Consider the following 23,799-nt stretch of genomic DNA (forward strand, 5'->3'; position numbering starts at 1 on the left):
GGAGTCGAGACATGGAACTGATCTCCCCCAGCATCTACAACCTGATCATCTTCGTGCTGGCCATCTACGTGGGCTACCACGTGGTGTGGAACGTCACCCCGGCGCTGCACACCCCGCTGATGGCCGTGACCAACGCCATCTCGGCGATCGTCATCGTCGGCGCCATGCTGGCCGCCGCCCTGACCGTGACCCCGCTGGGCAAGGCCATGGGCACCCTGGCTGTGGCACTGGCCGCGGTCAACGTATTCGGTGGTTTCCTGGTCACCCGCCGCATGCTGGAAATGTTCAAGAAGAAGGCGCCCAAGGCCAAGGCGGAGGGCAAATAAGATGAGCATGAACCTGATCACCCTGCTGTACCTGGTCGCTTCCGTCTGCTTCATCCAGGCGCTCAAGGGCCTCTCCCACCCGACCACCTCGCGCCAGGGCAACGCCTTCGGCATGGTCGGCATGGCCATCGCCGTGGTCACCACCATCTTCCTGGTGTTCAAACTCGGCGCCGAAATGGCCGAGGGTGGCGCTGCCAAAGGCCTGGGCTACGTGCTGGTCGGCCTGCTGGTCGGCGGCACCGCCGGTTCCATCATGGCCAAGCGCGTCGAGATGACCAAGATGCCGGAACTGGTCGCCTTCATGCACAGCATGATCGGCCTGGCCGCCGTCTTCATTGCCATCGCCGCCGTGGTCGAGCCGCAGTCGCTGGGCATCGTCCATGCACTAGGCGACGCCATCCCGGCAGGCAACCGCCTGGAGCTGTTCCTCGGCGCGGCGATCGGCGCCATCACCTTCTCCGGTTCGGTGATCGCCTTCGGCAAACTGTCCGGCAAGTACAAGTTCCGTCTGTTCCAGGGTGCCCCGGTGGTCTTCAAAGGCCAGCACATGGTCAACCTGGTGGTCGGCCTGGCGATCCTCGCCCTGGGCCTGTACTTCACCTTCACCGGCAACATCACCGCCTTCGCCATCCTGGTGGCCCTGGCCTTCGTGATCGGCGTGCTGATCATCATCCCGATCGGCGGTGCCGACATGCCGGTGGTGGTGTCCATGCTCAACAGTTACTCGGGCTGGGCGGCGGCCGGTATCGGCTTCTCGCTGAACAACTCGATGCTGATCGTGGCCGGCTCGCTGGTCGGTTCGTCCGGTGCCATCCTCTCGTACATCATGTGCAAGGCGATGAACCGCTCGTTCTTCAACGTCATCCTCGGCGGCTTCGGTGCCGACGCTGATGCCGGCGGCCCGGCCGGCGCCCAGCAGGAGCGCAACGTGAAGTCGGGTTCCTCCGACGACGCCGCCTTCCTGCTGACCAACGCCGACACCGTGGTCATCGTGCCGGGCTACGGCCTGGCGGTGGCCCGCGCCCAGCACGCGCTGATGGAACTGGCCGAAAAGCTGACCCACCGTGGCGTGACCGTGAAGTACGCGATCCACCCGGTAGCCGGCCGTATGCCGGGCCACATGAACGTCCTGCTGGCGGAGGCCGAAGTGCCCTACGAGCAGGTGTTCGAGATGGAGGACATCAACTCCGAGTTCGGTCAGACAGACGTGGTGCTGGTGCTCGGCGCCAACGACGTGGTCAACCCGGCGGCGAAGAACGATCCGAAGTCGCCTATCGCCGGCATGCCGATCCTCGAGGCCTACAAGGCCAAGACCATCATCGTCAACAAGCGCTCCATGGCCAGCGGCTACGCCGGCCTGGATAACGAACTGTTCTACATGGACAAGACCATGATGGTGTTCGGCGACGCGAAGAAGGTCATCGAAGACATGGTGAAGGCGGTCGATTAAGACTGTTCGTCCCAACCAAAAAAACCCGGCCACCTGCCGGGTTTTTTATTGGCTCAAGAACTAGCTCTGCGCTTGACTGACAACCTCACGGTACAGGTGAGCCATTTGTTGTCCCATGCGTTCAGAGGTGAACAGACTTTCATAATGAGCCTGGGCTTTTCGCCCCATGCTGCGACTTAGCTCCGCGTCCCCCCACAGCTTATCCATGGCGGCTCGCAAGGCCCGTGGTTCGCTGGGTGGCACAACCAGACCAGTCTCATTGTGTACATTGATGTAACTGGTGCCAGTGCCAATCTCGCTAGATATCATCGGCTTGCCAAACATAGCGCCTTCCAGCAGCGAGATGCCGAACGCCTCGGAACGCAAATGGGAGGGGAAGACTATGGCGGTGCATAACTGCAGTAACGCAATCTTGTCTTCGTCAACCAGACGGCCGAGGAATTGAACGTTATTCAGGTTTAGGCGTTCAGCCTGACCTTTCAGCTCGATCTCCAGCGGCCCGGCACCGACGATAACAATGGGGTAGGGCGCACCTTGTGCGGCCTCCAGCAGAATATGTAGCCCCTTGTAATAGCGCATTACCCCCACAAACAAGAAGAAGCGTTCCCCGCAGTGCTCCCGCCAGTGTTGCAGGCGCTGCTTGCTCGCCGGCGGGTAGCTCTTTCTGTCCAATCCGTAAGGGATGACTACGGTCTTGTGCCGATAGTGATGCAGCACCTTGCTGGTCGCCACGTAGTTGGGCGAGGCAGCGACAATACGGTCGGCGCGCTTGAGAAAACGATGCATCAGCGGGCTGTAGAGGCGCATCAGGTTCTTCTGGCGAACGATGTCAGAGTGGTAGGTGACTACCACCGGCTTCTTCACACCGGCTAGGAAGTGCAGCAGATCCATTAGGGGCCAGGGAAAGTGGTAATGGATTACATCGGCCTGCGCGGCTAGATGGCGAAAGCGCTTTAGCACGCTGTAGGAAAGCCCGGTGGAAGCGATCTGCAGGTCGAGCTTGGCACGATGCACTCGGTGATCGGCCACCATCAGCTCGCTTGGTTGCGGATCGTCGCTGAGGGTCAGGACTTCACTGTGGATTCCGTGGGGGAGGGTGCTCTGGCAGAGCTGGAAGATCACCTGCTCGATGCCGCCCATGGAGTCGGGCAGGTAGGTTTTGAAGAAGTGCAGGACGCGCATCAGGTATCCATTAATTGTTGGTACACGCTTGCGGTAATCTGCGCACAGCGCGTCCAAGTGAAGTTTTTTGCTTGTGCCAGGCCAAGCTCGTGGCGGACTTGCCAGTCTGACTCATCTTCAATCAGCTGTTGCAGGGCCTCGGTACAACCCTGAGGGTCTTCAGGGTCAATGTAGAGCCCGGCGGCTCCGGCAACCTCCGGCAGAGAGGCACGACGACTGAGAACAACGGGGGTACCACTGGCCATGGCCTCCAGCACGGGAAGGCCAAAGCCTTCGTAGAGCGAAGGAAACAGCAGGAGGCGAGCTCCGGCAAGCAACCCGGCCAGAGTTTCGTCGGGCTGGTAACCGAGCAGGCGCACCTGGCCGCTGGCCAATGCACGCTGCAGACTGGCCTGCATTTGCTCACGCCCCCACCCCGGCATACCGGCGATCAGCAATGGATAGCAACGGCGCAGCGCCTCAGGCAATGCCAGATAGCCCTCGATGCCCAGCTGCAGATTCTTGCGCGGCTCGAGGGTGCCGACGCAGATCAGATAACGACGTGCCTGCAGACCAAAGGATTGCAGAGTTGAGGCGAGCTGTTCTTGGCTGCGCGGGTGAAAGCGTGGGGCGTGCCCTAGCGGCGCTACTACCAACTTTTCCGGGGAGACACCGTAGTGGAGTGAGACCTCGTCGGCGATGAATTGCGAGTCCGTCAGGACCCGCGAGGCACGCTCGAGGCCGCGGACCACCTGACGCTCAATCTCGCGCAGACGATCGGCCGGCTGGGTGTGTGGGTAGTGCACATGGGTGAGGTCGTGCAGAGTCATCAGCATCGGCCCGTCGAACTCGAAGGGCCACAGACTGGGCTCGTGGTAGAGCGCTGGACGCAGACGCCTGCCCCCCTGTTCGAATCGGGCTTGCTGCAGGTGGCGGCGCAGGGCATAGGCATTCGGCAGGCGCTTCACCAAAGCGCTCAGTCGAGAGTAACCGGGCTGTGCAGCGGCGGGAACATCCCTGCGCCAATGCCAACCGTCGAAAAGCTCCAACTCGATGTCGCTATCCGCCTGGAGGGCTGTGGCCAGCTCGGCCACGTAGTGACCGATACCTGTGCGGGGTGCCCGCAGAATGCTGGCGTTAAGTGCTATGCGCATTGCGTTGCCCTGAGGGCGCATGCGGACGAACCACGCCATCGACAAGCTGCAGAGCACTGGCGTGCCAGTCTATCCAGTGCCATGCATCAAGCGAACGGGCAGCAGGGAAGGTTCCGCTGGCCTCGAAACGCTGAATCAGCTCTGCCAGTGTCTGCGGATGGTCCAGATCGAAATAGGCCATGCAGTCACCGCCGATCTCACGAAACACCGGCAGGTCGCTGCCCATCGCGGGAAGCCCGCGCTGCATGGCCTCGACCAGCGGCAGACCAAAGCCCTCTGCATGAGATGAAAAGACCAGAGCCGAAGCGTGTTTGTAGGCGTACTCGAGACCGCTGTCGTCGATCTCGTTGAACATGAAAAGCCGGTGGCCGAACTCGCCATGCTGACGGATACGCTGAACCAGCGCCTCACATTTCCAGCCTATGCGCCCGATGATGCAGAGCCTTGCCTCGCTACCCGCAGCCCAGGCCAGTTCAAAAGCGTCCAGCAGATAGCTGTGGTTCTTGCGCGGCTCGATGGTGCTGACAGCGAGAAAGACCTGCGCACGTTGCTGGAAAAGGTCACTCAGCTGCTGTGCTGGAGGTTGTCCGGCCTGGCGCAGATCCAGCTCGGAACCCAGATGGAAGTAGCCGTGGGACAGCCTGTCCGCAGCCTGCTGGCCGAGCCGATGGCTGAGTTCCTGATAGACCTCGTCGCGGACGGCTTTGGAAATGGACATGTAACCGTCGGCCTGGTGGCTGATCCAGTCGAACCATCGACAGAAAATGCCTTTCAGGCGTTCCTCGAAGAATTCAGGCCGAGTGATGGGAATCAGATCGTAGATCACGGCGATGACTCTGATGCCCCTCGCCTTGAGTGACTCGACTAAGGAGAAGTGCTGGGCATGCCACGAGGAGTCGAGCAAGATCAATTGATCGCCAGGCTGCGGCTCGAAAGGCTCGGCGCGCTGCACCAGCGGGTCGTAGCCACACAGGCGCAAAGCGCGTAGAGCCAGCGCAACTGGAAGGCTTACGATCCGCCCGGCCACGAAGAAAACCCGTCGCGCGTTGTGCCAGCGCCGCATCGGCCAATACTGCTCGTAGCGCCCATGCAGGCGCCAGAACGCCTGGTTCAGACGCTCCAGCCAGGCATAGGCACGTGCTGGCGGAGTTTTACCTTCCTCGCCCGGCAATAGCTGACGAACCCTGTATAGCCGATTGTGCGCGAACAGCACGGGCACGCACTCGACCTCGCCGGAGGCGCTATCCAGTTGGCTCACGATATTGCGCACAACGCGCTGGATACCGGAATTGACGCCGGGGCTGCGGAACACGTTGGTGCATTCAAATAGCAGACGGGTCATTCTGCGCCGCCTGGCATGACGCTGACCTTGGCATTCAGCCAGGTATTGCCGACGAATTGTTCATGCCGGCGATTGTGGACATGCACTATGGCAGCGTAATCACGCCATTCATAAGTTCCGTCCAGATGCGAGTCCGACTTGGAGAGGCTCAATGCCAGTGAATAGGCGCCAGGACCGAGCAGCATGGTGAAATCGATACGGAAGGTGAAACGCTCCCCGGACTTCGGTTCCAGGATACTCTGCTTTAGCCGATGGGTATTGATGCCATACATCGCGAGGCCGAATCTGTCCTTCAACATGAAGCCAAGGTCCAGCCGCTCAATGTCGGTATTCACCTCGATGTCGACCTCCATCGACATGGGTTCTCCCACCTCAAACACCTCGCTAGCGCTCCCCTCGGCATCGAACATGCGCACTGCGAGGATGCTGGCTTCTGCGGTGCCGGAAATGGTTTGCACGTGGCCGGTTTCCAACACTTGCTGACGTATCGACTGACCCTCGCGGTCGGCCATCAGTGCGTTGTAGTAGTCGAGCACTGCTTCCGGGCTGCCCTGCATCAGGAGACGCCCTTGATGCAGAAGGAGGGCTCGATCGCAGATCGATTGGATCGCGTAGCGGTCGTGGGAAACGATCAGCAGGGTAGTGCCCTGGCGCCGGAACTCGCGAATGCGCTCGAAGCTCTTGTGCTGAAAATAGGCATCGCCAACCGAGAGGGCTTCATCGACGATCAGGATATCGGGCCGGCGGGCTGTAGCTACGCTAAAGGCCAGGCGCATCTGCATGCCGCTGGAATATGTTCGGACCGGCTGGTCGATAGCCGCACCGATCTCCGCGAAAGCCACGATCTCTGGCAGCAGCTGCTCAATCTCATGGACAGCCATGCCGAGCAACTGCCCGGCCATCAGTGCATTCTGCCTGCCCGTGAAGTCAGGATGGAAGCCCATGCCCAACTCCAGCAACGCTGCGACTCGGCCCTCAAAGCGGATGCTTCCTGTGCTGGGCAGGCTGGTGCCGGTAATCAACTTGAGCAGTGTGCTTTTGCCCGCGCCGTTTGCACCGACAAGGCCTAACGCCTCACCCGGCCGGACATCGAAGCTAACATCGCTGAGCGCCCAGGCCTGCTGATGGCGGGTCCCGCTCCATGGCATCAGCCATTCCGCCAGGCGCGCCCAGCGCGTCGGGTATTGCTTGAAGGCCTTGCCTAGCCCTTGCACATGAACCCAGCCCATCAGAGCTCATCCAGCATGTCGGAGGTCTTGGCCCTGTAAAGCAGCAGCGCGAGCAGGCAGCTGACCAGGCCGGCCAGGGCAATGGGCGCCAGTTGCTGCCAGCTCGGCCAGGCATCGTGCAGGAACAACATCTGGTAGGCCTGCATCAGTCCTGTCATCGGGTTGAGCGCCAGCCAGGGCTGGAGAGCGGGTGGCAGAATGTTCATCGGGTAAACGATGGGTGTCAGCCAAAACCAGAGCTGCAGCGCGATGGCGAACAGCTGGCCAACGTCGCGAAAGAACACGTTGAGGAGACCTAGCAGGAGGCCCAGCCCGAGCGCAAAGAGCAACTGCAGGCCGACCAACAATGGCAGCGCCAGCACAGCTTCGCCTGGGAAGCGGCCGATCAGCGCCAGCACCAGGAGAAACAGTCCCAGGGTGATGGCAAAGTTGAGCAGTGCCGTGAGTGCCACCACGATCGGCAGGCACAGCCGCGGAAAACTGAGTTTCTTGAGCAGATTGGCGTTGTCGAGGAACATCGACAGACTGCGATTCAGGACCTCGGCAAACAGCCCCCAGGTCAAGATCCCAGAACAGATGAAGATGCCGTAGGCCAGCCCATCATCCACGCCAGGAAGGCGCGCTCGCATGACCTGGGAAAAGATCAGCGTATAAATCAGAATCATCGCCAGAGGCTGCAGCAGGGGCCAGAGAGCCCCTAGCAGTGAGTTCCGATAGCGACTCTGAAACTCACGTTTGACACTACTGAAGATGAAACCGCGGTAAAACCACAGGTCGCGCCGGAACAATACAAGCACTAGCGCACCCTGCCATAGTGGTCCTCGAAGCGCACGATGTCGTCTTCCCCGAGGTACTCTCCGCTCTGAACTTCGATCATCACCAGATCGATCACTCCGGGGTTCTCCAGGCGGTGCCTGTGTCCGGCCGGGATAAATGTCGACTCGTTGGTGTTGATCAGCATTTCACCCTCGCCATTGACGACTCTGGCCATTCCACTGACCACTATCCAGTGCTCGCTACGGTGATGGTGCATCTGCAAAGAGAGAGAGCCACCGGGCCTGACCACTATGCGCTTGATCTTAAACCGCGGTCCTTCCTCCAGCACGGTGTAAGTGCCCCAGGGTCGAGACACGGTACGGTGCAGCCTGTAGGCATCATGGTTGCGCAGTTTCAGTTGCTTGGCTACCTGCCGCACTTCCTGCGCACGGTCCGCGCGCGCCACCAGCACCGCATCGGCGGTATCGACCACGATCAGGTCATCGACACCCACGGTAGCAATCAGGCGGCTCTCACCGAGCACGAAGGTATTGCGTGTATCGACCAGAACGGCCTCACCCTGGACACGGTTCTGCTGTGGGTCAGCCGCAACCAGTTGGGACAGCGCATTCCAGGAGCCTATATCACTCCAGTCGAAGGTGGCGGGAATAACCGCCACCTTACGGGAACGCTCCATCACCGCGTAGTCGATGGAGATATCCGGCAGTTGCTTGAAGGACGAGGCTTGCAGTTCACGCAGTACGATGCCTGCGCTCTCTTCTGTGCAAGTCTTCCGCAGACATTCTTCGGCCAGGCCTGAGATGTCTGGCGCATGCTCCTCAAGCTCGCGCAGGACGCTACCGGCGCTAAAGCAGAACATTCCAGAGTTCCAGAGAAAGCGGCCGCTCTGCAGATACTGCTCGGCGGTCTGCAGGTCCGGTTTCTCGACGAAGCGCAGCACCTCTGCACCGCCCTTGTCATCAAGGGGGTTGCCAACTTCGATATAGCCAAATCCAGTTTCAGGTGCGGTCGGACATACGCCATATGTGACCAGGTGCCCCTGTGCGGCGAGTTCCAGGGCATGTGCCGTGGCTTGCTCAAAGCCGACGGCATCCTGGATCAGGTGATCGGCCGCCATCACCACCATCAGGGCATCCTCGCCATACTCTTTGGCGATCACGCTGGCTGCCAGTGCGATAGCCGGCGCCGTATTACGACCCTCGGGCTCGAGGAGAAAGTGGGCGCGATGCTGCGGCAGCTTGGCTTCCTGGAACTCATCCTTGCTCGCAAAGTAGTGCTCGCGGTTGGTGACAGTGAGGATCACCCCCCCTTGCGGAATCAAGGCTGCTGCTCTGGCGTAGGTCTTGCTCAGCAACGTCTGCCCATCGGGCAGGCGCATGAACGGCTTGGGGTGACCCTCACGAGAAACCGGCCACAGCCGCGTCCCGGCACCACCCGAGAGGATCACTGGAATCAGCGTCATCTGTTTACTCCCGCCCGACGCGCCGCAGATCGGCTTCCATCATCATCTGGATCAATTCACTCAGGCTGGTCTTGGGCTTCCAGCCCAGCTGCCGCTCAGCCTTGGCCGGGTTGCCCAGCAGGATGTCGACCTCGGCGGGTCGGAAGAACTGCGGATCGATGACCACATAGTCTTGGTAATTCAGACCGACATGCTCAAAAGCCAGCTGGCACATGTCTCGCACGGTGGTTGTAATACCGGTGGCGACCACATAGTCGTCGGGTCGGTCCTGCTGCAGCATTAGCCACATGGCTTCGACATAATCGCCGGCAAAACCCCAGTCCCGCTTCGCATCGATGTTGCCAAGGCGCAATTCGCTCTGCTTGCCGAGCTTGATGCGGGCGACGGCGTCGGTGACCTTGCGCGTCACGAACTCGATGCCCCGCAGCGGCGATTCGTGGTTGAAGAGGATGCCGCTGGAGGCATGCAGATCGAAGCTTTCACGGTAGTTGACGGTGATCCAGTGACCGTAGAGCTTAGCCACGCCATAGGGGCTGCGAGGGTAGAAGGGGGTGCTCTCGTCCTGACGCTCTGCCTGGATCAGGCCAAACATTTCACTGGTAGAGGCCTGATAGAAGCGGGTTTCCGGGCTGAACTGCCGAATAGCCTCCAGCAGATGGGTCACGCCCAGGCCATCAACCACTCCAGTAGTAACCGGTTGGTCCCAGGAGCTGCCAACAAAGCTCTGCGCGCCCAGGTTGTAGACTTCCTGCGGCTTGGCTTTGATCACTGCGCGCTGAATTGAGCAGGCGTCGGCCAGATCGCCTTCCAGGTAGCGAACGTCGCCTTCGATGTTCAGCTCTCGCAAGCGCCAGCGGGTATCACTACTGCGCCGAGCGACCAGGCCGTACACCTCATAGCCTTTTTCGAGCAGCAGCTTGGCCAGATACGCGCCGTCCTGGCCAGTAACCCCTGTGATCAATGCAGATTTGTTCATTCGTCTACTACTCTCGCTTCCCAGTCAGAGAGGATGCTCTGCAGGGACTCCGTGATTGAAATGCCAGGTGTCCACCCGGTCTGTTGTTGTAATTTCCAGGAGTTTCCCGCCACTCGGCGCTGCTCACTGGGGCGCATGCGCGCCGGGTCTTGCAAAAGCTCTACGTCAAGATTGGTCAGTTCAACCATCTGCTCAATCAAATCGCGAACCCGATATTCCATTCCCGAACAGACGTTGTAAATCTCTCCATTCCGGCCGTTTTCGAGCAAACGAAAATATGCGCTCAAAACATCACGCACATCGAGAAAGTCACGGGTGACATCTACATCGCCCACCTCGATACAGGGCGCCTGCTGGCCGCGGCGAATGCGAACCAGCTGACGGGCCACAGCGGGAATGACGAAGTCTGCTCGCTGCCCCGGGCCTATATGGTTGAAGGGGCGCGCCACCATGATGCGCCAAGGCTCAAGGTAGCTCCACTGCAGGCAGAGCAACTCGGCAGCAACCTTACTGACGGCGTAGGGGTTGCGCGGCCTGGGCGGAAGACTCTCATGTATGGGCAAATCCGCCTCTGCCACCTGCCCATAGACATCGCCGGAGCTGACATACAGCAAGCTGCCGCTAAAACCAGACTGTTTCAGCGCCTGAAGAAGATTGAGCGTGCCGAGCAGATTGATCTCGATGGTCTGCCTCGGTGCACGGAAAGCTTCCGGCACAAAGGTCTGTCCCGCCAGGTGAATGACGGCATCCGGGCAATCCCTCTGCACAATCTCCGCAAGAGAGCTCGGGTCAAGCAGTTCAAGCCGCGAATAATCCAGCAGCTGCCATTTGGCACGCTGCGGATGCTGCAGTAGCCGCTGCCCGACGAAGCCACTGAGGCCTGTTACCAGTAACTTTCTGGTCATGTCATCAACCTCCGAACAGCGGACGATAAGCATGGATCAACCAAGCCATCGCCCCCCCAACCAGCAGTCCCGCCACAATTTCCAGACGGCTATGTCCGATGCGCTCGCGCAGCAGAGGCTGCTCCGCCGACAGACGGTTGAGGCGCTCAGCCTGCAGGCCGACCTGACGTCTCAGGCTGTTGGCATCCAGAAGAACGATATAAGCGAGGGTCAGGGCCACGCCAAACGCCGGGTGGTCAATGCCTTCGCGCAAGGCAATTAGGGTCACCATGCTGCCCACAATGGCGCTGTGGTTGCTCGGCATTCCGCCATAACCGATCAGATCGAATGCCAGGCGCCGGGCCCGCAGGCTGTTAATGGCGAACTTGCTGCAACCTGTGATCAGCCAAGCCGCGAAAGGTGTAATGAGATAGGACAGATCCATCAGCTTGGCCATAAAGCGCTTGCGCATACGGCGCCCCAAACAACAACGGTCAGCTGCAGCTGCCAGTCACCAAGCAGGGCGTCAGTAGGCGACTCACCTTCGTTGCGCGCCTCGACGATGAACCAGTAGCGGTAAAGCCCGAACAGCACCAGAGGAATGGTCAGCACCAGCTCCGGGCGCGTCTGCATGACGAACAGGCTATAAAAAAGCAGGGCCCCTGTGGCGGCCATCTCAGCGTAACGATCAATAAGCTGGGGCGTGTAGTGCCCCAACACCTCGCGGCTATCGTCGCCGTGACTGGCCAATTCCTGGCGGCGCTTGACGGCAGCCAGGTACAGGGCAAGACAGAGCGTTGTGACAAACATCCAGGCCGAAACGGGCACATCCAGGGCCATGGCTCCGGCATAGACACGCAGCACGAAACCGATGGCGACCGTGAAGATGTCCACAACCGGTTGGTGCTTCAAAACGAAGGTGTAAGCCAGATTTAGCAGGAGGTAGCCAACAATCACTGGTAGCACACGCGGGGAGAGCCACCAGCTGACGACCAGCAAGCCATAGAGCAAAGCCAGGACCACCAGCGCCAGTGAGACAGGCACCAGCCCGGACGCCAGAGGACGGGTCAAGGACTTCTTGGGGTGCCGTCGGTCTCGTTCTATATCATGCAGATCGTTGACGACGTAGCAGGCCGAGGACGCTATGCAGAAGACCGCCATGGCGAACAGACTGTCGACAAGCGCCGAGGCGTAAACGAACTGACCGGTAAACAGCAGGGGCGCCAGGACAAAGGCATTTTTGACCCACTGCCGTGGCCTTAGAAGAGCAAATACCCCTTGAAGACGCGCTAGAGTGCCGCGCGACGCTGCGTTAGCATGCATGCCATTTTTTCCGGATGGCTGATTGTTATGAAGTTAGCGGCGATCTACACCTTGCTGGCGGCCTTGGCGACCATCTGCAATATCGCCGCGCAAGACATATTCCTGTCGGTCTACAGGGGCCCTTATGACATTTTCTTGTCTGTCCTGTCGGGCACGGCAGCGGGGCTGATTCTCAAGTATGTGCTCGACAAACGCTATATCTTTCGCTTCAAAGCCGACAACATGACGCATGATGGTCGAGTTTTCCTGCTCTACAGCCTGATGGGCGTTTTCACTACGGCGATTTTCTGGGGATTCGAGTTCACCTTCCATCTAGTGTTCCAGACTGATGCCATGCGCTATCTCGGCGGAGTCATCGGCCTGGCGATAGGCTATTGGGCCAAGTACGCACTGGATAAGCGCTTTGTTTTTCGTGCCACCGGAGGCAATTGATGGTGTTACAGGGCTGGGGGCGTTATCCGCGAACTGAAGGTTTAACACTTTGGCCAAGCGCGCTCGGCGACATCCCTCAGATGCTGGGGCAGCCGCTAATCCCCAGAGGCTACGGACGAAGCTACGGCGATAGCTCCCTGGCTCCAGTCGCACTGGAAACCAGGCGCTGTAATCATCTACTGGCCTTTGACCAGAGCAATGGGCTGTTGCATTGCCAGGCAGGTGCGAGCCTCAGCGATATCCTGGCTGTTTTCGTCCCGCTCGGCTGGTTCCTGCCAGTCACTCCGGGTACGCGCTTTATCAGTGTCGGCGGAGCTATCGCTAGCGATGTGCATGGCAAAAACCATCATGTCGATGGCTGTTTCAGCACTTGCCTCGAAGAAATGGAACTACTGCTGGCGGACGGCAGTCGGGTCACCTGCTCCCGCTCCGAGCGGGGCGAGCTCTTCCGGGCCACCTGCGGCGGCATGGGGCTCACCGGGATAATCTTGACTGCCAAGTTGCGCCTCAGAAGAGTCCCCAGCGCCTTTATCGAGCAAACCACGCACAAAGCCAGCAATCTTGACGAGGCGCTGGATTTATTCGAGCGCCACCATGCCAGTACTTATTCTGTGGCCTGGATCGACTGCCTGGCCCGGGGCAAAGCGCTGGGACGATCCCTGCTGATGCTGGGTGAGCACTCTCCGGAAGGAGGGCTTCAACTGCCCGTGAGGCCGGCGCTTGGCATCCCGATGGACATGCCGGGCTGCTTGCTCAATCGCTACTCGATACAGGCATTCAACGCCCTTTACTACAACCGGATCCAGCGTCCGGAGAGCCATCAGCGAGTTTCCTATGAGAGCTTTTTCTATCCCCTTGACGGCATCAACCAGTGGAACCGTCTCTACGGGCGAGAAGGCTTTGTTCAGTACCAGTTCGTCATACCTCGAGAGGCAGGCCTGCTCGGGCTGCGCGCCATCCTCAAACGCATCGCCGACTCACAACGCGGCTCTTTTCTCGCCGTATTGAAAGCATTCGGCCCCCACAACGGCAATCTGCTGTCCTTTCCTCTTGAGGGCTATACCCTTGCGCTGGACTTCAAGATGGAGCCGAACCTGCTTCCTCTTCTGGATGAGCTGGACGCCATGGTGCTAGACCATGGCGGCCGCCTCTACCTCACCAAGGACGCGCGCATGGGCGCTGCGACCTTCAAACGCAGCTACCCCAACTGGCAGCAATTTCAGTCCGTACGCGCCTCCGTGGGTGCGCTGGGCCGCTTCGCCTCGCTGCAGTCCCGTCGTCTCGGCCTGGATGAATGACATGAAAAAGGTTTTGATCATCGGCGCCACCTCTGCGATCGCCGAGGCCGTCGCCCGAAAATTCGCCAGTCGCGGTGATCAGCTGTTTCTCCTGGCACGCAATGCAGAGCGCCTCGACTCCTTGCTACAGGATCTGCGTGTACGTGGCGCAGCCAGCGCGCAGGGTGCTGCGTTTGATGCCAACGCCACGCACGAACATGAACGCCTATTGAGTGAAGCAATGGCCGCTCTGGGCACTCTGGATATTGTCCTCATAGCGCATGGCACTCTGGGCGATCAGAAAGCCTGTGAAAGCAGCGTCGACCTAACATTACAGGAGCTTCAGACCAATGCCCTGAGCGTGATAGCTCTGCTAACGCGCCTGGCGAACCATTTCGAGCTTCAGAAGCATGGCAGCATTGCTGTGATCAGCTCGGTGGCAGGAGATCGCGGCCGTCAATCGAACTACGTGTATGGCACTGCCAAGGGGGCTCTCACATTCTTCCTGCAGGGGTTGCGTAACCGCCTGAGTCGGAGCGGAGTGCAGGTGCTGACGATCAAGCCGGGTTTTGTCGACACCCCAATGACCACCATTTTCCCCAAAGGACCGCTATGGGCCAGCCCGGAAAAGGTGGCTAGTGACATTCTGGGCGCGCTCAATAAGCGCCGAGATGTCCTCTACACCCCAGGATTCTGGCGGCTAATCATGCTGATCATCCGAGCTATTCCGGAGGCAATCTTCAAAAGGCTGTCGCTTTGAGAGCATCAACGCCGAGTGTCATTTTCCTGCAAGCAACCTTTGTTGCTGCGGGAATTCTTGCTTGGCTAGGGGCAAGCCTTTTGCTGGACGGCGGCGTCCCCTTTGGCGACTTCGCTGCCGATATGCTGCTTGCCAATCGCCTTTCCGATGACGGCGTGTTACTGGTCGGGCACTACTCGCGCTTTGGATTCAACCACCCTGGTCCGTTCTGGTTCTATTTCAATTGCCTCGTCGAGTGGTCGTTACAGGTCACAGGAGCATCCCGCCCTCAGCTTTGGGCCATAGGCCAAGTCACACTGGCAGCGCCTCTTCTGGCAGTCTCCGGCTGCCTACTCAGTCATCTATTGCTGGGTAAAGTCAGAGTTCTACCCGTCATGCTGGTCGTCATAACCCTGATTGGCTTCGCAGGGTGGACGCTGGTCAGCATATGGATGCCGCACCGTCTGATCATTGTGTATGCCGCATTTCTGGTCTGTTGCTGTGGCCTAATGCAGGGCATACCCAGACTCCTCCCTCTCGCCGTAGCCCTGGCCGGCATGCTGATTCACGGCTATGCAACCATGCCAATTTTCACGCTGCCATTTCTGGGCGCAGCCTTTCTGTACGGCTACCGTAAGCGCAAATCGCCTCCTCATTGGCCAGAAATAGCCATTTCTGGGCTTATTGCCGCACTCTTTGCTGCCCCCTTGATCTACGACGCACTAAGGGTCTCACCCAGCAACTTCAGTAAATTGCTATATGTACAATTGGGATTCGCTGGACTTGTAAAGCCGACCTGGCAGGAGCTCGGCAGATTCATGAACGAATTGATGCCAGTCGGCAGCCCATGGGCGCTTGGCTTCTCCCTCCTGGCCTTGGTCGCTTTCCGGGCAAATGGGCGCAAGGCCTGGGGCATATGGCTAATGCTGGGCTGCGTCACTCTGGTTTTTGCGCTCTACTACAAGAGCACACCTGCCCCTCTGTATGCCTTCACCGGCCTGTTCTACTCGGCAATACCACCATTGTTTTTAGCATCTGTGTTACTGGCTGTCATCGCCCATGCAGAACAGCAATGGAGTAGTCGCACTCACCTGTCGACAGCATTGCTTGGTTCGGGCTTGTGTCTAGTTTTGTACTTCTCTCCCTTTGCTCGAAGTCCGGATATGGGAGGAGGGCTTGACGAAGAGTTAGAGCAGTTCGCCAAATACATCAAAAGCATCGCACATCCTCAACGCCCCGTTGCACTGGACTATTCCCAGCATGAGTTATGGACTTTCCTCGCAGGGCTGATGCTAAGACTTGATGAACAGGCTATCCCCATCTGCACAACATGGCAGCACATGGGCTATCTCTACACGCCGAAACACATATGTCCAGTTAACCATAAACCAGACTATCGACTTGTCTCCGCCGCAGAATGCGATGAGCACTGCGCTCTGGTTACTTCTTCATATGGCATGCGCAAAACAATTCCCAGCTTGTTGCGAACAGATCAAGTTGCAGGCCCTGAAAGTGAAACACTTACATTCCTAGGCTGGTATCCCCCAGAAGCCGAGCATCGCTGGAGCCATGGAACAAGCGCACGCATTCTGTTCACACCAGCAACGAGCCCTCGCATGATCAAGGCGATCGTCCTCCGCTTTGCGAGCTTGGGACAGCAGCGAGTTCTCATCTATCTAAACGGGCAGATTCTGCACCAAGCAATCCTGGACGGCGGAGAGGTTGAATTGCAGCTCCCACTTGCAGTTGACAGGCTTAAAAATGGCAGTAACGAATTACACTTTGAACTGCCGGACGCTCATCGCCCCGGGGGAGCAGATGCTCGGACGCTTGCCCTGTCATTCAAGAGCATCCAGCTTTCCGCTTACTGATGACCCATCAATTCACTTTGGCACCACTAGCGCTGTCCGAATAAAAACTTAACCCACAGCGCGGGATGGGTTGATCACTGAATCACCCCTACTATTCGACTCTAAGGCCACCAATCTGCGCCTAGCTCGTTCGGCACCCATGCGCCTCAAAGGCTCTTCGACAAACCGGAAGTTGAGCTCTGCCAGCACCACGATGAGCGAGCCGGCAACGAGCAAGAGCAGTGGCACCAACTCGACCGTATAGGCCTGGCCGGTAGCCTCCAGATAGCGAGTCACGCCCTCATGGGTAAGGCGGAATGCCGGCAGGTGGATCAGGTAGATCCCATAGGATCTGGCACCGAGCCATACCAAGATACCCGTCAGCGCTTGGTAGCCGAGCAGGTAGCCTCGTCCGTAGGAGGCCAGCCAGACAAGGACGGCAGCGGTCATCGCCAGCAGCCCCATGTTTATCGACCAGGCGAACAGTAGTGCGGGGACGGTAACCAGCAAAACAAACAGCAGCAGCGTGACCAACAGGGCCAGAGGGCGTCGGCACAGGGCGCTGGGTTCCAGGCGCTGATACCATGGGCTGCGGGACAGCATGAAAACCAAGATGCCCCAGGCGAAGCCATCTATGCGAAATGAGGCAAGGTACTGCGAAGTCAGATCGCCGAATGGGTTGCGACTAAGCGGGAACTGGATCGCCACCACAAGCAGGAGGGCCGCAATCCTGGCCCGCTTGCCTGTGACCAGCAGCAGGAACAACGGCAGCACAAAGTAAAACTGCTCCTCCAGCGATAGGCTCCAGTAGACGTTGTTCGGCGCCAGCCAGCCGTACATGTGTGCGATGTTCGCGGAAAAACTAAAGATGGCCAGCGCACTTTTAAGGTTTTGCTCCAGATCCATGAACACGCCGGTTCGGTTGAAAACGACGGTACAAAGCATGCCAACCAGAACCCACAGCCAGGCCGATGGGAGCAGGCGATAACAGCGACGCACCCAGAATGCGCGAGCCGCCGGCCAGAATGCGCCAGCGGCTCGATGTTGATCGAAGTAGTCGCAGTAGCTTCTGGCCACCACGTAGCCAGAAATACAGAAGAAAAGGTCAACCCCAACGCCGAAGCTGGCGTACCGAAACACTGGCATGAGGTGTTCGGCAATGAAGGGGGAGAGCAGAATGGAATGGGCAACCAGTACCAGACAGATCGACAGCGCCCGCAGCTTTTCGACTTCGAGATTTTTCACTTCACGGCTCACCCGTCACCTCCTTGTTCAGGCGCGTGATAGTACAGCCGCTATCCTCGCTCTTGCGCGGAAAGCCGTCCCAGTCATAGAGCGCAAGGTATGCCGGAATCATCACGCTGTCGCAAAGCACTCTGTAGTCCAGCGTGCGAGGGGGAAACACTTTGGTCACGCTATATGCCGAGCCCGACCAGAGCGCGCCTGATGCGGCAAAATCAGCAAAGAAATACGGCTCAACACCTGAATAGCCAAAGGACACCGTAGTCCCTGGCGGTAGGCTCCTAACGAAGGAGCGCACCTTGTCAATCTCGGTGTCCGGCAGAAAATCACGCACCAACTTGCCCAGAGAGGGCTTGAATGGGTCATGTTCCGGCGTGCTGCGATAACTGTAATAACCCTGGGCGGCGATCATCATCACCGCCACGGCAATACAAGCTGACTTGGCAAAGGGTGCGGCCAACTCCCGGCTGCTTGCCAGTGCGCCAAGCGCGAGCAGCCAGAAGCCGAAGCTAAAGGCAAAGTAGTACCACATATTGTGGCCGTTCAGCGTCATTGCGATGAAGGCCACGCCGTACAGAGAGAGCAGCGTTTCTGCCGCAAATCGGCGATGAGCGAGCAACTGCAATGCCGGAACGCACAGACAGAGACCCACCAACATCCAGCCGCTGCGCCCCCCCATTACCGGAGAGCCTAGTTTGTAGGCGAACTGAAACTGCATGTCCTCAAGGAAACCACCGATGTTCTTGAGCACAAAGAGCCCATAGCCAGCCAGCGCCGCCACTGCCACCACCAGCGCCAGTAGCTCCCACGACCCAACGGTAAGACTCTCGCGGCGCAGGATCTTCCAGGCGACCAACACCGCATAGGGCAGCAAAAAATACACTGCATTGAAATGCACGGTGGCTGCGAGCAACACCAGTGCCAGGCCCAGCGCATACTGACGCTTCAGCGATGCCAGCAGAGATAACAGGAAGAGGAGGCTGTAGAGAGTCTCCATCCGCGCGATGTTGGACGTGACCAAGGCAAAGGGCGAGAGAAAGGCCATCAGCATCAAGAGCATGCCCAGATGGCGCCGCCATCCTTGCAGGCTGATGCGCAGAACCAAAAGCGCAACGGCAGCCATGCCGAGATAAAGCACGCAGGAAACCCAGCGCGACACTTCAAAGCTGTAGCCAAATACCTTGTAAACGCCCGCCAGCAGCAACATGAAGCCTGGCGGCATCCACATCACCGTACGCTCACTGTTCAAACCATAGACATAGAAGCTGCCGGTACGACTGAACTCGAATGCTTGAGAAATGAATGCGGTTTCATCGTTCCACGGAATGGGAAATTCAAATCCCAGCGCGAGACGGACGAAGAGCACCACGCACACCAGAAAAATCATGCAACCCGCGGTATACAGCCCTTCCCGCGACTGCAATGCTCTGCCAAGCGCCCGGGCTGTCATGATGGTTTACGTGCGATGATTGCCTGGCTCTTGGGCATCGCTTCATCCAGTGCTTTCTTGATGCGCGGACCATCCGGCGTGGATAGGAGAATACCCCAGGTGCGTTGCCAGGTTTCCAGCAGAGGGTGCCACGGCGGCGAAAGCTCTTGCTTGCAAGCCCAAAAGAAGAACCACCAGATGGACCAGTAGAAGCCGTAGTAAGCACGTTTCTCGACAATCAGCCCCGCATCGGTAAGCAGCTTCTCGAACTCGTCGCGCTGGAAGACGCGGATATGATTAGGTCGCTCAAAGTAGGATGCAGGCGCCAGGTGTTTCTGTACGTTCTCGGCCACCGCGTCGGGCACGGTAATCAGATACTGCGCGCCGGGCTTGCCGATCCGCACCAGCTCCCGTACGAATTGCGCCGGATCCTCCACGTGCTCCAGCACTTCCATGGCCACAACTTTGCTAACCCTTGCATCGGGTAGCGGTAGCGGGTTGGCATCAGTGACCAGCGGAACAATTGCCCGCGCCCGAGAACCCTGAAGGGAGCGCTCGACGCCGGCAATCTTCTCACCGTCGATATCAGCGAAGATCACTTCCGCGCCAAACTCGGCGCAGAAGCGAACGAAGGTGCCATCACCGCAACCGATATCCAGAACACTGTCTTCGGCGGAGATGGGAAAACCCTCAAAAAGCTCCTGGCTTTCACGGTGAAACCAGCCACTCAGATGTGCGTCGGTCAGCGTGGGGTCATTCGGCAACTCGGCGGCAGCCGATTGTACTGGGGTGCCAAGCACCCGGCGGCCGACTCGTTTCAGCAATCCCAGCATGGGATATCCTCGCTTCTAGTTATTCGAATCAGAGTGGCTTTCGCGCGACTATCAACTGACTTTTGGGAAGCAGATCGTCGAGCGCATGTTTAAGAGGAGAGGCCTCCGGCATATCAATCAAGGTATGCCAAACCCTCGTCCAGTCATCGAGCAGAGGAGGGTAAGGGGGATTGACGACGTCCAGCGACTCTCCTTTCAACTCTATGCCGTTGGACCTCGCCCATGCCCAGTAGAACATGGTCCAGAGAGACCAGAAGAATCCGTATGTTGTGTGTCGCTCGACTTCCAGCCCCGCATCCTCAACTAAGCGGACAAAATCATCGCGCTCGAAGATATGGATATGATTAGGAGGAGCAAAATACGCATCCGGCGCGATGGACTTTTGAATGTTTTCACCGCGTGCGTCCGGCACAGATAACAGGTACAAAGATCCTGGCTGCCCCACACGAACCAATTCCCGCAGCATTTTTGCAGGGTCTTCTACATGTTCCAGAACTTCCAGGGCCATGATTCTAGACGCCGCACCATCAGGGATTGGCAGCGGTGTACTGTCGCAAACTATGCCTGTGGCGCCCTTCGTCGATATCTGCTGAACTCGCTCGCGCAATAGCTCAATCTTTTCCTCGACCACATCAACAAAAACAACCTCTGCCCCTTGTTTCGCGGCCCACAGAGTTGCCGCGCCCGCCCCGCAGCCTACATCCAGCACAACATCCTCTGACGAGATCGGAAAACCGGAAAACAACTCGCCACTATCATTCTTGAACCAACCGCTCTGCACCGCATCGACCAACCCACAGGCGCGGGAGTCGAAGTATTGACCAGCATGTCCTTGGGCAGAACTATCGGCCTGAGGCTCCCCCCCCCCGCCACCAAGCTCTGAGCTTTTGCATCAGCACGGTTTCCCATCTCCACTCATCAGCTCCTTCAGCATCACCTCTGCCGCAGCTCTCGAACAATGCCCGCGCATCCTCTTGACCGCATTACGCGACATCTCGGCATAGCGTGCGGGCTCATCGCGAATACAGCGATAGGCGTCATTGTAAGCCTGAACCAAAGATTCCCAATTAATCTGTTGCTGGCAGGTACGGAAGGCAGCTCTCGGGTCCTGAGGCCAAGCCCTGGCTTCCTGCCAGCCATTCACTACGAAGCCGACTTCGGTGTCCATATAGTCGAGCATTGCGGAGTTGCAGGGAGCCACCGCAGGCCGGCCGCAAGAGAGGAACTCCATCAGCGGTAGGCACTGGCCCTCACCGTAAGATGCATTCACTACGAAATGGGTCGCCTCGATAAGCTTCTCGAAATCCTCACCCTCGAGGAAGCCATTGAATACCACGACCCTGCAGGCGAACCTGGGCAGCCTCGCCATACAGACAAGCATGTCATTTATTTCCGGCTGGCAATCGCTGTTACCCAGCTTGAACACTAGGGTGGCGTCAGGGCAGTCATGGAAGGCCGTGCAGAACGCCGTCAGCATGTCCACCCAGTTTTTTCGACCGTCGCTGGGGTTGAACAGTGAAGTGAAAACCACGCCAGAGAGTTCCAGGCGCGGCGTTTTCGGGAACCAGCTCTCGGGCATCGGCGGCTTGATCGGTTGTACCTTTGGTGGCAGCGGATGACCGAGTAGTTTGTGCTGGGCATGCAGGCGCCAATCGGCGAACAGCTCGCGCCCCACAAGGCGATACCACTCCACGGCATAGCGATAAGTGATGCGCAGCAGCGACTGCTGACGCTCTCGCGGTAGCGCCGCCGCGGGACTGCCCCCGCCGCGGGGCTGGCGTGCAGCTGCCACTGCAGCAATCACCGTCTCGCGATCCGGGAGCTGCTTTGCGAAGTCGACGGAGTGGCTATCAATCAGCACACCAGAACCAAGATGCAGCTCAGTGACTTTCTGCGCCAGCGGCATTGCAAGGCGCTCACGCAGCGCGGCGTACTTGTCCCAGACAGGTGCTGGAATGGATGCGACAGGATAGCCAGCGCCCATCTCTCGCCGGATCAGATCAAGCGTCATGCCCGAGTGCGTGATTGCGTGACCGCAGTGGGCTAGCACATGACGCCAGTCCTGATGGCGCTCGCCAAACCAATGCTCGGTGGGGATGCTGTCGAACTCCCAGGCCAGCACTGGCCAAGTGGGGCAGCGAAGGCCGAGTGGTGTCTTGTGCGGCGGCGTGAAAGATAGGAACACGCACTTCTCGCCTAGCTTGCGGGCTTTGGCGTAGAGCGCATCAACCTCGCGCAGGGGATCCTTCACCACTTGCACGTCGCCAAGCTGGCGCAGGACAGGAAGGAACTCCTTGAGCACGAAATAATAGCTGTACTCGGACTGCCCCAGATTGGCGGAAATGGTGTCGGCATTGACTTCGGAATAAACCAGAAACTTCATCGTTGCCGGTCCCCGCGCAGCTCGATAGATGAAGATTGCGCTGACACTTGCGCCAGGAATCTCTGCAGCTCGTCCACCACCCGCTCCACCGAACTGAACTCACGAAGACGCTCGCTCGCCTGCCTCGACATCTCCGAGTAGCGCAGCGGATCGCTAGCGACCCCGTGACTGGCGCTGTAGAGCTGCATCAGCGACTCCCAGTTAAGGCGATGGCTATGGGTCAGATGTATGCCGGTCGGGTCATGCGGCCAGTCGGTGGGCTGCAGGCAGGAATCGACGAGAAATGCACAATCCTCATGCAGATAGTCGGCCATCGCCGTATGGGCAGGCGCAAGAGCAGGCCTACCGCAACTGAGAAACTCCATCAGCGGAATGCACAGCCCTTCGCCAGAGGACGCATTCACGTAGTAGGTAGTGGCCTTGATCAACTCAAGATACTGCTCATCATCGAGGAAGCCATGGAGAGCAACGACTCGGCAACTGAACGGCGACAACCGCGCCAAGGTGTTGAGAAGAGTGCCGCGATATAGCTCGATGTCCCGATGGGTCATCTTCAGGATCAGCGTGGCATCCGGCCGATCACGAAAGGCCCAGCAGAAGGCGCTCAGCATCTCTATCCAGTTCTTTCGCCCATCCGCAGGATTGAGCACGCTGGTGTAAACGACGCCATCGACACTGATTGGGCGCAACTCTGGTAATGGCGCATCTTGCGGGTGCAGGCCCGGGCGCGACCTGGGTAGGCGCACCTCATGCCACCAGCCCTGAAACAGCGCCTTACTGATACGTTTGGCCTCGGAATAGGGGCGATGGGCGACGCTCTCGGGATCCAGTTTCAACTGCCTGCTGTCGATAACCTGCCCAGCGAAGCGAAAACTCCTAGTGCCTTTCTCAACCGGCCAGCCCTGCACCGGACAGACATTCGCAAAGCGCGACCAGATCGGCGCCGGCAGCGCGGCAACCGGCACGGTTCCCTGGCAACTGCGCTCGACGAGTGCTGCCGTTTCCCTACTAGTCGGAATCACCCCAGACAACTGAGCGAAAACACGGCCCCAGTCATTGCTCTGATCAGCATGCCAGTCACCGGGCTTTGCTTTGGCGGCCTGATCCTCCGAGATACTCGGCAGCGAGTCGAACTCCCAGGCAAACACGCAAACGGTTGGGCAAGCCAAACCCAGCGGGGTCTGATGAGGCGGGGTAAAACTGAAGAAAATGACCTGTTCGCCGGCTTCTTTATGTTGCTGGTAGAGCGCTTCGACCTCCTCAATGCTTTTCACGCTTATCACTTGGCCTAAGCGTTCAAGAGCGGGAAGAAAGTCCTTCAGCAAAAAGAAGTAGCTGTATTCCGGCTTGCCCAGCGCCGCCTGAATACTGGTTTGGTCAATCTTGGAGCCAACTAGAATGATCATTAGGAATCAGCCCACACCCCGCACCTCGATTGATCTGGATGCGGCACTACCTTGCAAAATAAACGCGCACTCAAACAGCAAATGCAGGCCAAAGCAAGCAGTCTCGACTGATAACGACTTATTC

General features: G+C 58.6%; 22 protein-coding genes. 6 read left to right on the forward strand and 16 right to left on the reverse strand.

Annotated elements, in window-relative coordinates:
• Positions 1–11: 11 nt before the first annotated feature.
• Together ACOAPY_RS00075 and ACOAPY_RS00080 are read left to right on the forward strand one after the other, a co-directional pair.
• Complete coding sequence (locus ACOAPY_RS00075) at positions 12–326, forward strand: NAD(P) transhydrogenase subunit alpha part 2 (RefSeq protein WP_021700956.1); 315 nt, start codon at positions 12–14, stop codon at positions 324–326.
• 1 nt (position 327) lies between these two features.
• The gene (locus ACOAPY_RS00080; RefSeq protein ID WP_465154572.1) at positions 328–1,776 is read left to right on the forward strand and encodes an NAD(P)(+) transhydrogenase (Re/Si-specific) subunit beta; all 1,449 of its coding nucleotides are present in this window, start codon (positions 328–330) and stop codon (positions 1,774–1,776) included.
• A 60-nt stretch (positions 1,777–1,836) separates the two neighbouring features.
• On the opposite strand, the gene ACOAPY_RS00085 is transcribed toward ACOAPY_RS00080, so the two are convergent.
• From ACOAPY_RS00085 to ACOAPY_RS00130, 10 genes are read right to left on the reverse strand one after another with little or no spacing between them, the layout of a single operon-like run.
• On the reverse strand, positions 1,837–2,958 hold the full coding sequence (locus ACOAPY_RS00085; RefSeq protein ID WP_465154573.1) for a glycosyltransferase family 4 protein: 1,122 nt from the start codon (positions 2,956–2,958) through the stop codon (positions 1,837–1,839).
• Positions 2,958–4,091: a glycosyltransferase family 4 protein gene (locus ACOAPY_RS00090; RefSeq protein ID WP_465154574.1), complete on the reverse strand. Its 1,134-nt coding sequence runs from the start codon at positions 4,089–4,091 to the stop codon at positions 2,958–2,960. The genes ACOAPY_RS00085 and ACOAPY_RS00090 overlap by 1 nt, the downstream gene beginning before the upstream one ends.
• Positions 4,075–5,433, reverse strand: coding sequence for a glycosyltransferase family 4 protein (locus ACOAPY_RS00095; RefSeq protein ID WP_465154575.1), 1,359 nt, complete (start codon positions 5,431–5,433; stop codon positions 4,075–4,077). The genes ACOAPY_RS00090 and ACOAPY_RS00095 overlap by 17 nt, the downstream gene beginning before the upstream one ends.
• On the reverse strand, positions 5,430–6,662 hold the full coding sequence (locus ACOAPY_RS00100; RefSeq protein ID WP_465154576.1) for an ABC transporter ATP-binding protein: 1,233 nt from the start codon (positions 6,660–6,662) through the stop codon (positions 5,430–5,432). The genes ACOAPY_RS00095 and ACOAPY_RS00100 overlap by 4 nt, the downstream gene beginning before the upstream one ends.
• Complete coding sequence (locus ACOAPY_RS00105) at positions 6,662–7,459, reverse strand: ABC transporter permease (protein ID WP_465154577.1); 798 nt, start codon at positions 7,457–7,459, stop codon at positions 6,662–6,664. The genes ACOAPY_RS00100 and ACOAPY_RS00105 overlap by 1 nt, the downstream gene beginning before the upstream one ends.
• The gene (locus ACOAPY_RS00110; protein ID WP_465154578.1) at positions 7,459–8,901 is read right to left on the reverse strand and encodes a mannose-1-phosphate guanylyltransferase/mannose-6-phosphate isomerase; all 1,443 of its coding nucleotides are present in this window, start codon (positions 8,899–8,901) and stop codon (positions 7,459–7,461) included. Before ACOAPY_RS00110 ends, ACOAPY_RS00105 begins: the two co-directional genes overlap by 1 nt.
• Positions 8,902–8,905: 4 nt before the next feature.
• Entirely contained in the window at positions 8,906–9,877 is a 972-nt protein-coding gene (gmd, locus tag ACOAPY_RS00115; protein WP_465154579.1) for a GDP-mannose 4,6-dehydratase, read from the reverse strand.
• A complete protein-coding gene (locus ACOAPY_RS00120; protein WP_465154580.1) occupies positions 9,874–10,782 on the reverse strand; it encodes a GDP-mannose 4,6-dehydratase in 909 nt (302 codons plus the stop codon). Before ACOAPY_RS00120 ends, gmd begins: the two co-directional genes overlap by 4 nt.
• A 4-nt stretch (positions 10,783–10,786) precedes the next feature.
• Positions 10,787–11,233 (reverse strand): divergent PAP2 family protein, encoded by a 447-nt coding sequence (locus tag ACOAPY_RS00125; RefSeq protein ID WP_465154581.1) that lies wholly within the window; start codon positions 11,231–11,233, stop codon positions 10,787–10,789.
• Positions 11,206–12,084 carry a decaprenyl-phosphate phosphoribosyltransferase gene (locus tag ACOAPY_RS00130; protein WP_465154582.1) on the reverse strand — a complete coding sequence of 293 codons (879 nt, stop codon included), beginning with the start codon at positions 12,082–12,084 and terminating at the stop codon, positions 11,206–11,208. The genes ACOAPY_RS00125 and ACOAPY_RS00130 overlap by 28 nt, the downstream gene beginning before the upstream one ends.
• Between ACOAPY_RS00130 and ACOAPY_RS00135 the strand changes: the two genes are divergently transcribed.
• Genes ACOAPY_RS00135 through ACOAPY_RS00150 form a run of 4 tightly spaced genes read left to right on the forward strand, consistent with a single transcriptional unit; the run spans position 12,079 to position 16,403 of the window.
• The gene (locus ACOAPY_RS00135) at positions 12,079–12,516 is read left to right on the forward strand and encodes a GtrA family protein (RefSeq protein WP_465154583.1); all 438 of its coding nucleotides are present in this window, start codon (positions 12,079–12,081) and stop codon (positions 12,514–12,516) included. The two genes, ACOAPY_RS00130 and ACOAPY_RS00135, sit on opposite strands and share 6 nt — an antisense overlap.
• On the forward strand, positions 12,516–13,814 hold the full coding sequence (locus ACOAPY_RS00140; protein ID WP_465154584.1) for an FAD-binding protein: 1,299 nt from the start codon (positions 12,516–12,518) through the stop codon (positions 13,812–13,814). The genes ACOAPY_RS00135 and ACOAPY_RS00140 overlap by 1 nt, the downstream gene beginning before the upstream one ends.
• Before the next feature lies 1 nt (position 13,815).
• On the forward strand, positions 13,816–14,553 hold the full coding sequence (locus tag ACOAPY_RS00145; protein WP_465154585.1) for an SDR family oxidoreductase: 738 nt from the start codon (positions 13,816–13,818) through the stop codon (positions 14,551–14,553).
• On the forward strand, positions 14,550–16,403 hold the full coding sequence (locus ACOAPY_RS00150; protein WP_465154586.1) for a hypothetical protein: 1,854 nt from the start codon (positions 14,550–14,552) through the stop codon (positions 16,401–16,403). The genes ACOAPY_RS00145 and ACOAPY_RS00150 overlap by 4 nt, the downstream gene beginning before the upstream one ends.
• A gap of 48 nt (positions 16,404–16,451) precedes the next feature.
• Here the strand turns inward: ACOAPY_RS00150 and ACOAPY_RS00155 are convergent, their stop codons facing one another.
• The 6 genes from ACOAPY_RS00155 to ACOAPY_RS00180 all read right to left on the reverse strand — a co-directional run bounded on the left by ACOAPY_RS00155 (position 16,452) and on the right by ACOAPY_RS00180 (position 23,675).
• On the reverse strand, positions 16,452–17,639 hold the full coding sequence (locus ACOAPY_RS00155; RefSeq protein ID WP_465154587.1) for an acyltransferase family protein: 1,188 nt from the start codon (positions 17,637–17,639) through the stop codon (positions 16,452–16,454).
• Positions 17,629–19,011 (reverse strand): hypothetical protein, encoded by a 1,383-nt coding sequence (locus ACOAPY_RS00160; protein ID WP_465154588.1) that lies wholly within the window; start codon positions 19,009–19,011, stop codon positions 17,629–17,631. Before ACOAPY_RS00160 ends, ACOAPY_RS00155 begins: the two co-directional genes overlap by 11 nt.
• A gap of 59 nt (positions 19,012–19,070) precedes the next feature.
• Positions 19,071–19,886: a methyltransferase domain-containing protein gene (locus tag ACOAPY_RS00165; protein ID WP_465154589.1), complete on the reverse strand. Its 816-nt coding sequence runs from the start codon at positions 19,884–19,886 to the stop codon at positions 19,071–19,073.
• A gap of 28 nt (positions 19,887–19,914) precedes the next feature.
• On the reverse strand, positions 19,915–20,679 hold the full coding sequence (locus ACOAPY_RS00170) for a class I SAM-dependent methyltransferase (protein WP_465154590.1): 765 nt from the start codon (positions 20,677–20,679) through the stop codon (positions 19,915–19,917).
• Positions 20,680–20,778: 99 nt separating this feature from the next.
• Entirely contained in the window at positions 20,779–22,269 is a 1,491-nt protein-coding gene (locus ACOAPY_RS00175; protein ID WP_465154591.1) for a glycosyltransferase, read from the reverse strand.
• Positions 22,266–23,675 (reverse strand): glycosyltransferase family protein, encoded by a 1,410-nt coding sequence (locus tag ACOAPY_RS00180; RefSeq protein WP_465154592.1) that lies wholly within the window; start codon positions 23,673–23,675, stop codon positions 22,266–22,268. Before ACOAPY_RS00180 ends, ACOAPY_RS00175 begins: the two co-directional genes overlap by 4 nt.
• Positions 23,676–23,799: the final 124 nt, after the last annotated feature.

This window comes from Pseudomonas stagnisoli, from assembly GCF_048595745.1.
GTDB classification, from domain to species: Bacteria; Pseudomonadota; Gammaproteobacteria; order Pseudomonadales; family Pseudomonadaceae; genus Aquipseudomonas; species Aquipseudomonas alcaligenes_A.

Bases quoted from the DNA above. Each gene is read 5' to 3' on its own strand.
- ACOAPY_RS00100 (WP_465154576.1), bottom strand. From the start codon at position 6,662: ATGGGCTGGGTTCATGTGCAAGGGCTAGGCAAGGCCTTCAAGCAATAC.
- ACOAPY_RS00090 (WP_465154574.1), bottom strand. From the start codon at position 4,091: ATGCGCATAGCACTTAACGCCAGCATTCTGCGGGCACCCCGCACAGGT.
- ACOAPY_RS00175 (WP_465154591.1), bottom strand. From the start codon at position 22,269: ATGAAGTTTCTGGTTTATTCCGAAGTCAATGCCGACACCATTTCCGCC.
- ACOAPY_RS00085 (WP_465154573.1), bottom strand. From the start codon at position 2,958: ATGCGCGTCCTGCACTTCTTCAAAACCTACCTGCCCGACTCCATGGGC.
- ACOAPY_RS00140 (WP_465154584.1), top strand. From the start codon at position 12,516: ATGGTGTTACAGGGCTGGGGGCGTTATCCGCGAACTGAAGGTTTAACA.
- ACOAPY_RS00160 (WP_465154588.1), bottom strand. From the start codon at position 19,011: ATGATTTTTCTGGTGTGCGTGGTGCTCTTCGTCCGTCTCGCGCTGGGA.
- gmd (WP_465154579.1), bottom strand. From the start codon at position 9,877: ATGAACAAATCTGCATTGATCACAGGGGTTACTGGCCAGGACGGCGCG.
- ACOAPY_RS00110 (WP_465154578.1), bottom strand. From the start codon at position 8,901: ATGACGCTGATTCCAGTGATCCTCTCGGGTGGTGCCGGGACGCGGCTG.
- ACOAPY_RS00075 (WP_021700956.1), top strand. From the start codon at position 12: ATGGAACTGATCTCCCCCAGCATCTACAACCTGATCATCTTCGTGCTG.
- ACOAPY_RS00080 (WP_465154572.1), top strand. From the start codon at position 328: ATGAGCATGAACCTGATCACCCTGCTGTACCTGGTCGCTTCCGTCTGC.
- ACOAPY_RS00135 (WP_465154583.1), top strand. From the start codon at position 12,079: ATGCATGCCATTTTTTCCGGATGGCTGATTGTTATGAAGTTAGCGGCG.
- ACOAPY_RS00130 (WP_465154582.1), bottom strand. From the start codon at position 12,084: ATGCATGCTAACGCAGCGTCGCGCGGCACTCTAGCGCGTCTTCAAGGG.
- ACOAPY_RS00095 (WP_465154575.1), bottom strand. From the start codon at position 5,433: ATGACCCGTCTGCTATTTGAATGCACCAACGTGTTCCGCAGCCCCGGC.
- ACOAPY_RS00125 (WP_465154581.1), bottom strand. From the start codon at position 11,233: ATGCGCAAGCGCTTTATGGCCAAGCTGATGGATCTGTCCTATCTCATT.
- ACOAPY_RS00165 (WP_465154589.1), bottom strand. From the start codon at position 19,886: ATGCTGGGATTGCTGAAACGAGTCGGCCGCCGGGTGCTTGGCACCCCA.
- ACOAPY_RS00145 (WP_465154585.1), top strand. From the start codon at position 13,816: ATGAAAAAGGTTTTGATCATCGGCGCCACCTCTGCGATCGCCGAGGCC.
- ACOAPY_RS00180 (WP_465154592.1), bottom strand. From the start codon at position 23,675: ATGATCATTCTAGTTGGCTCCAAGATTGACCAAACCAGTATTCAGGCG.
- ACOAPY_RS00120 (WP_465154580.1), bottom strand. From the start codon at position 10,782: ATGACCAGAAAGTTACTGGTAACAGGCCTCAGTGGCTTCGTCGGGCAG.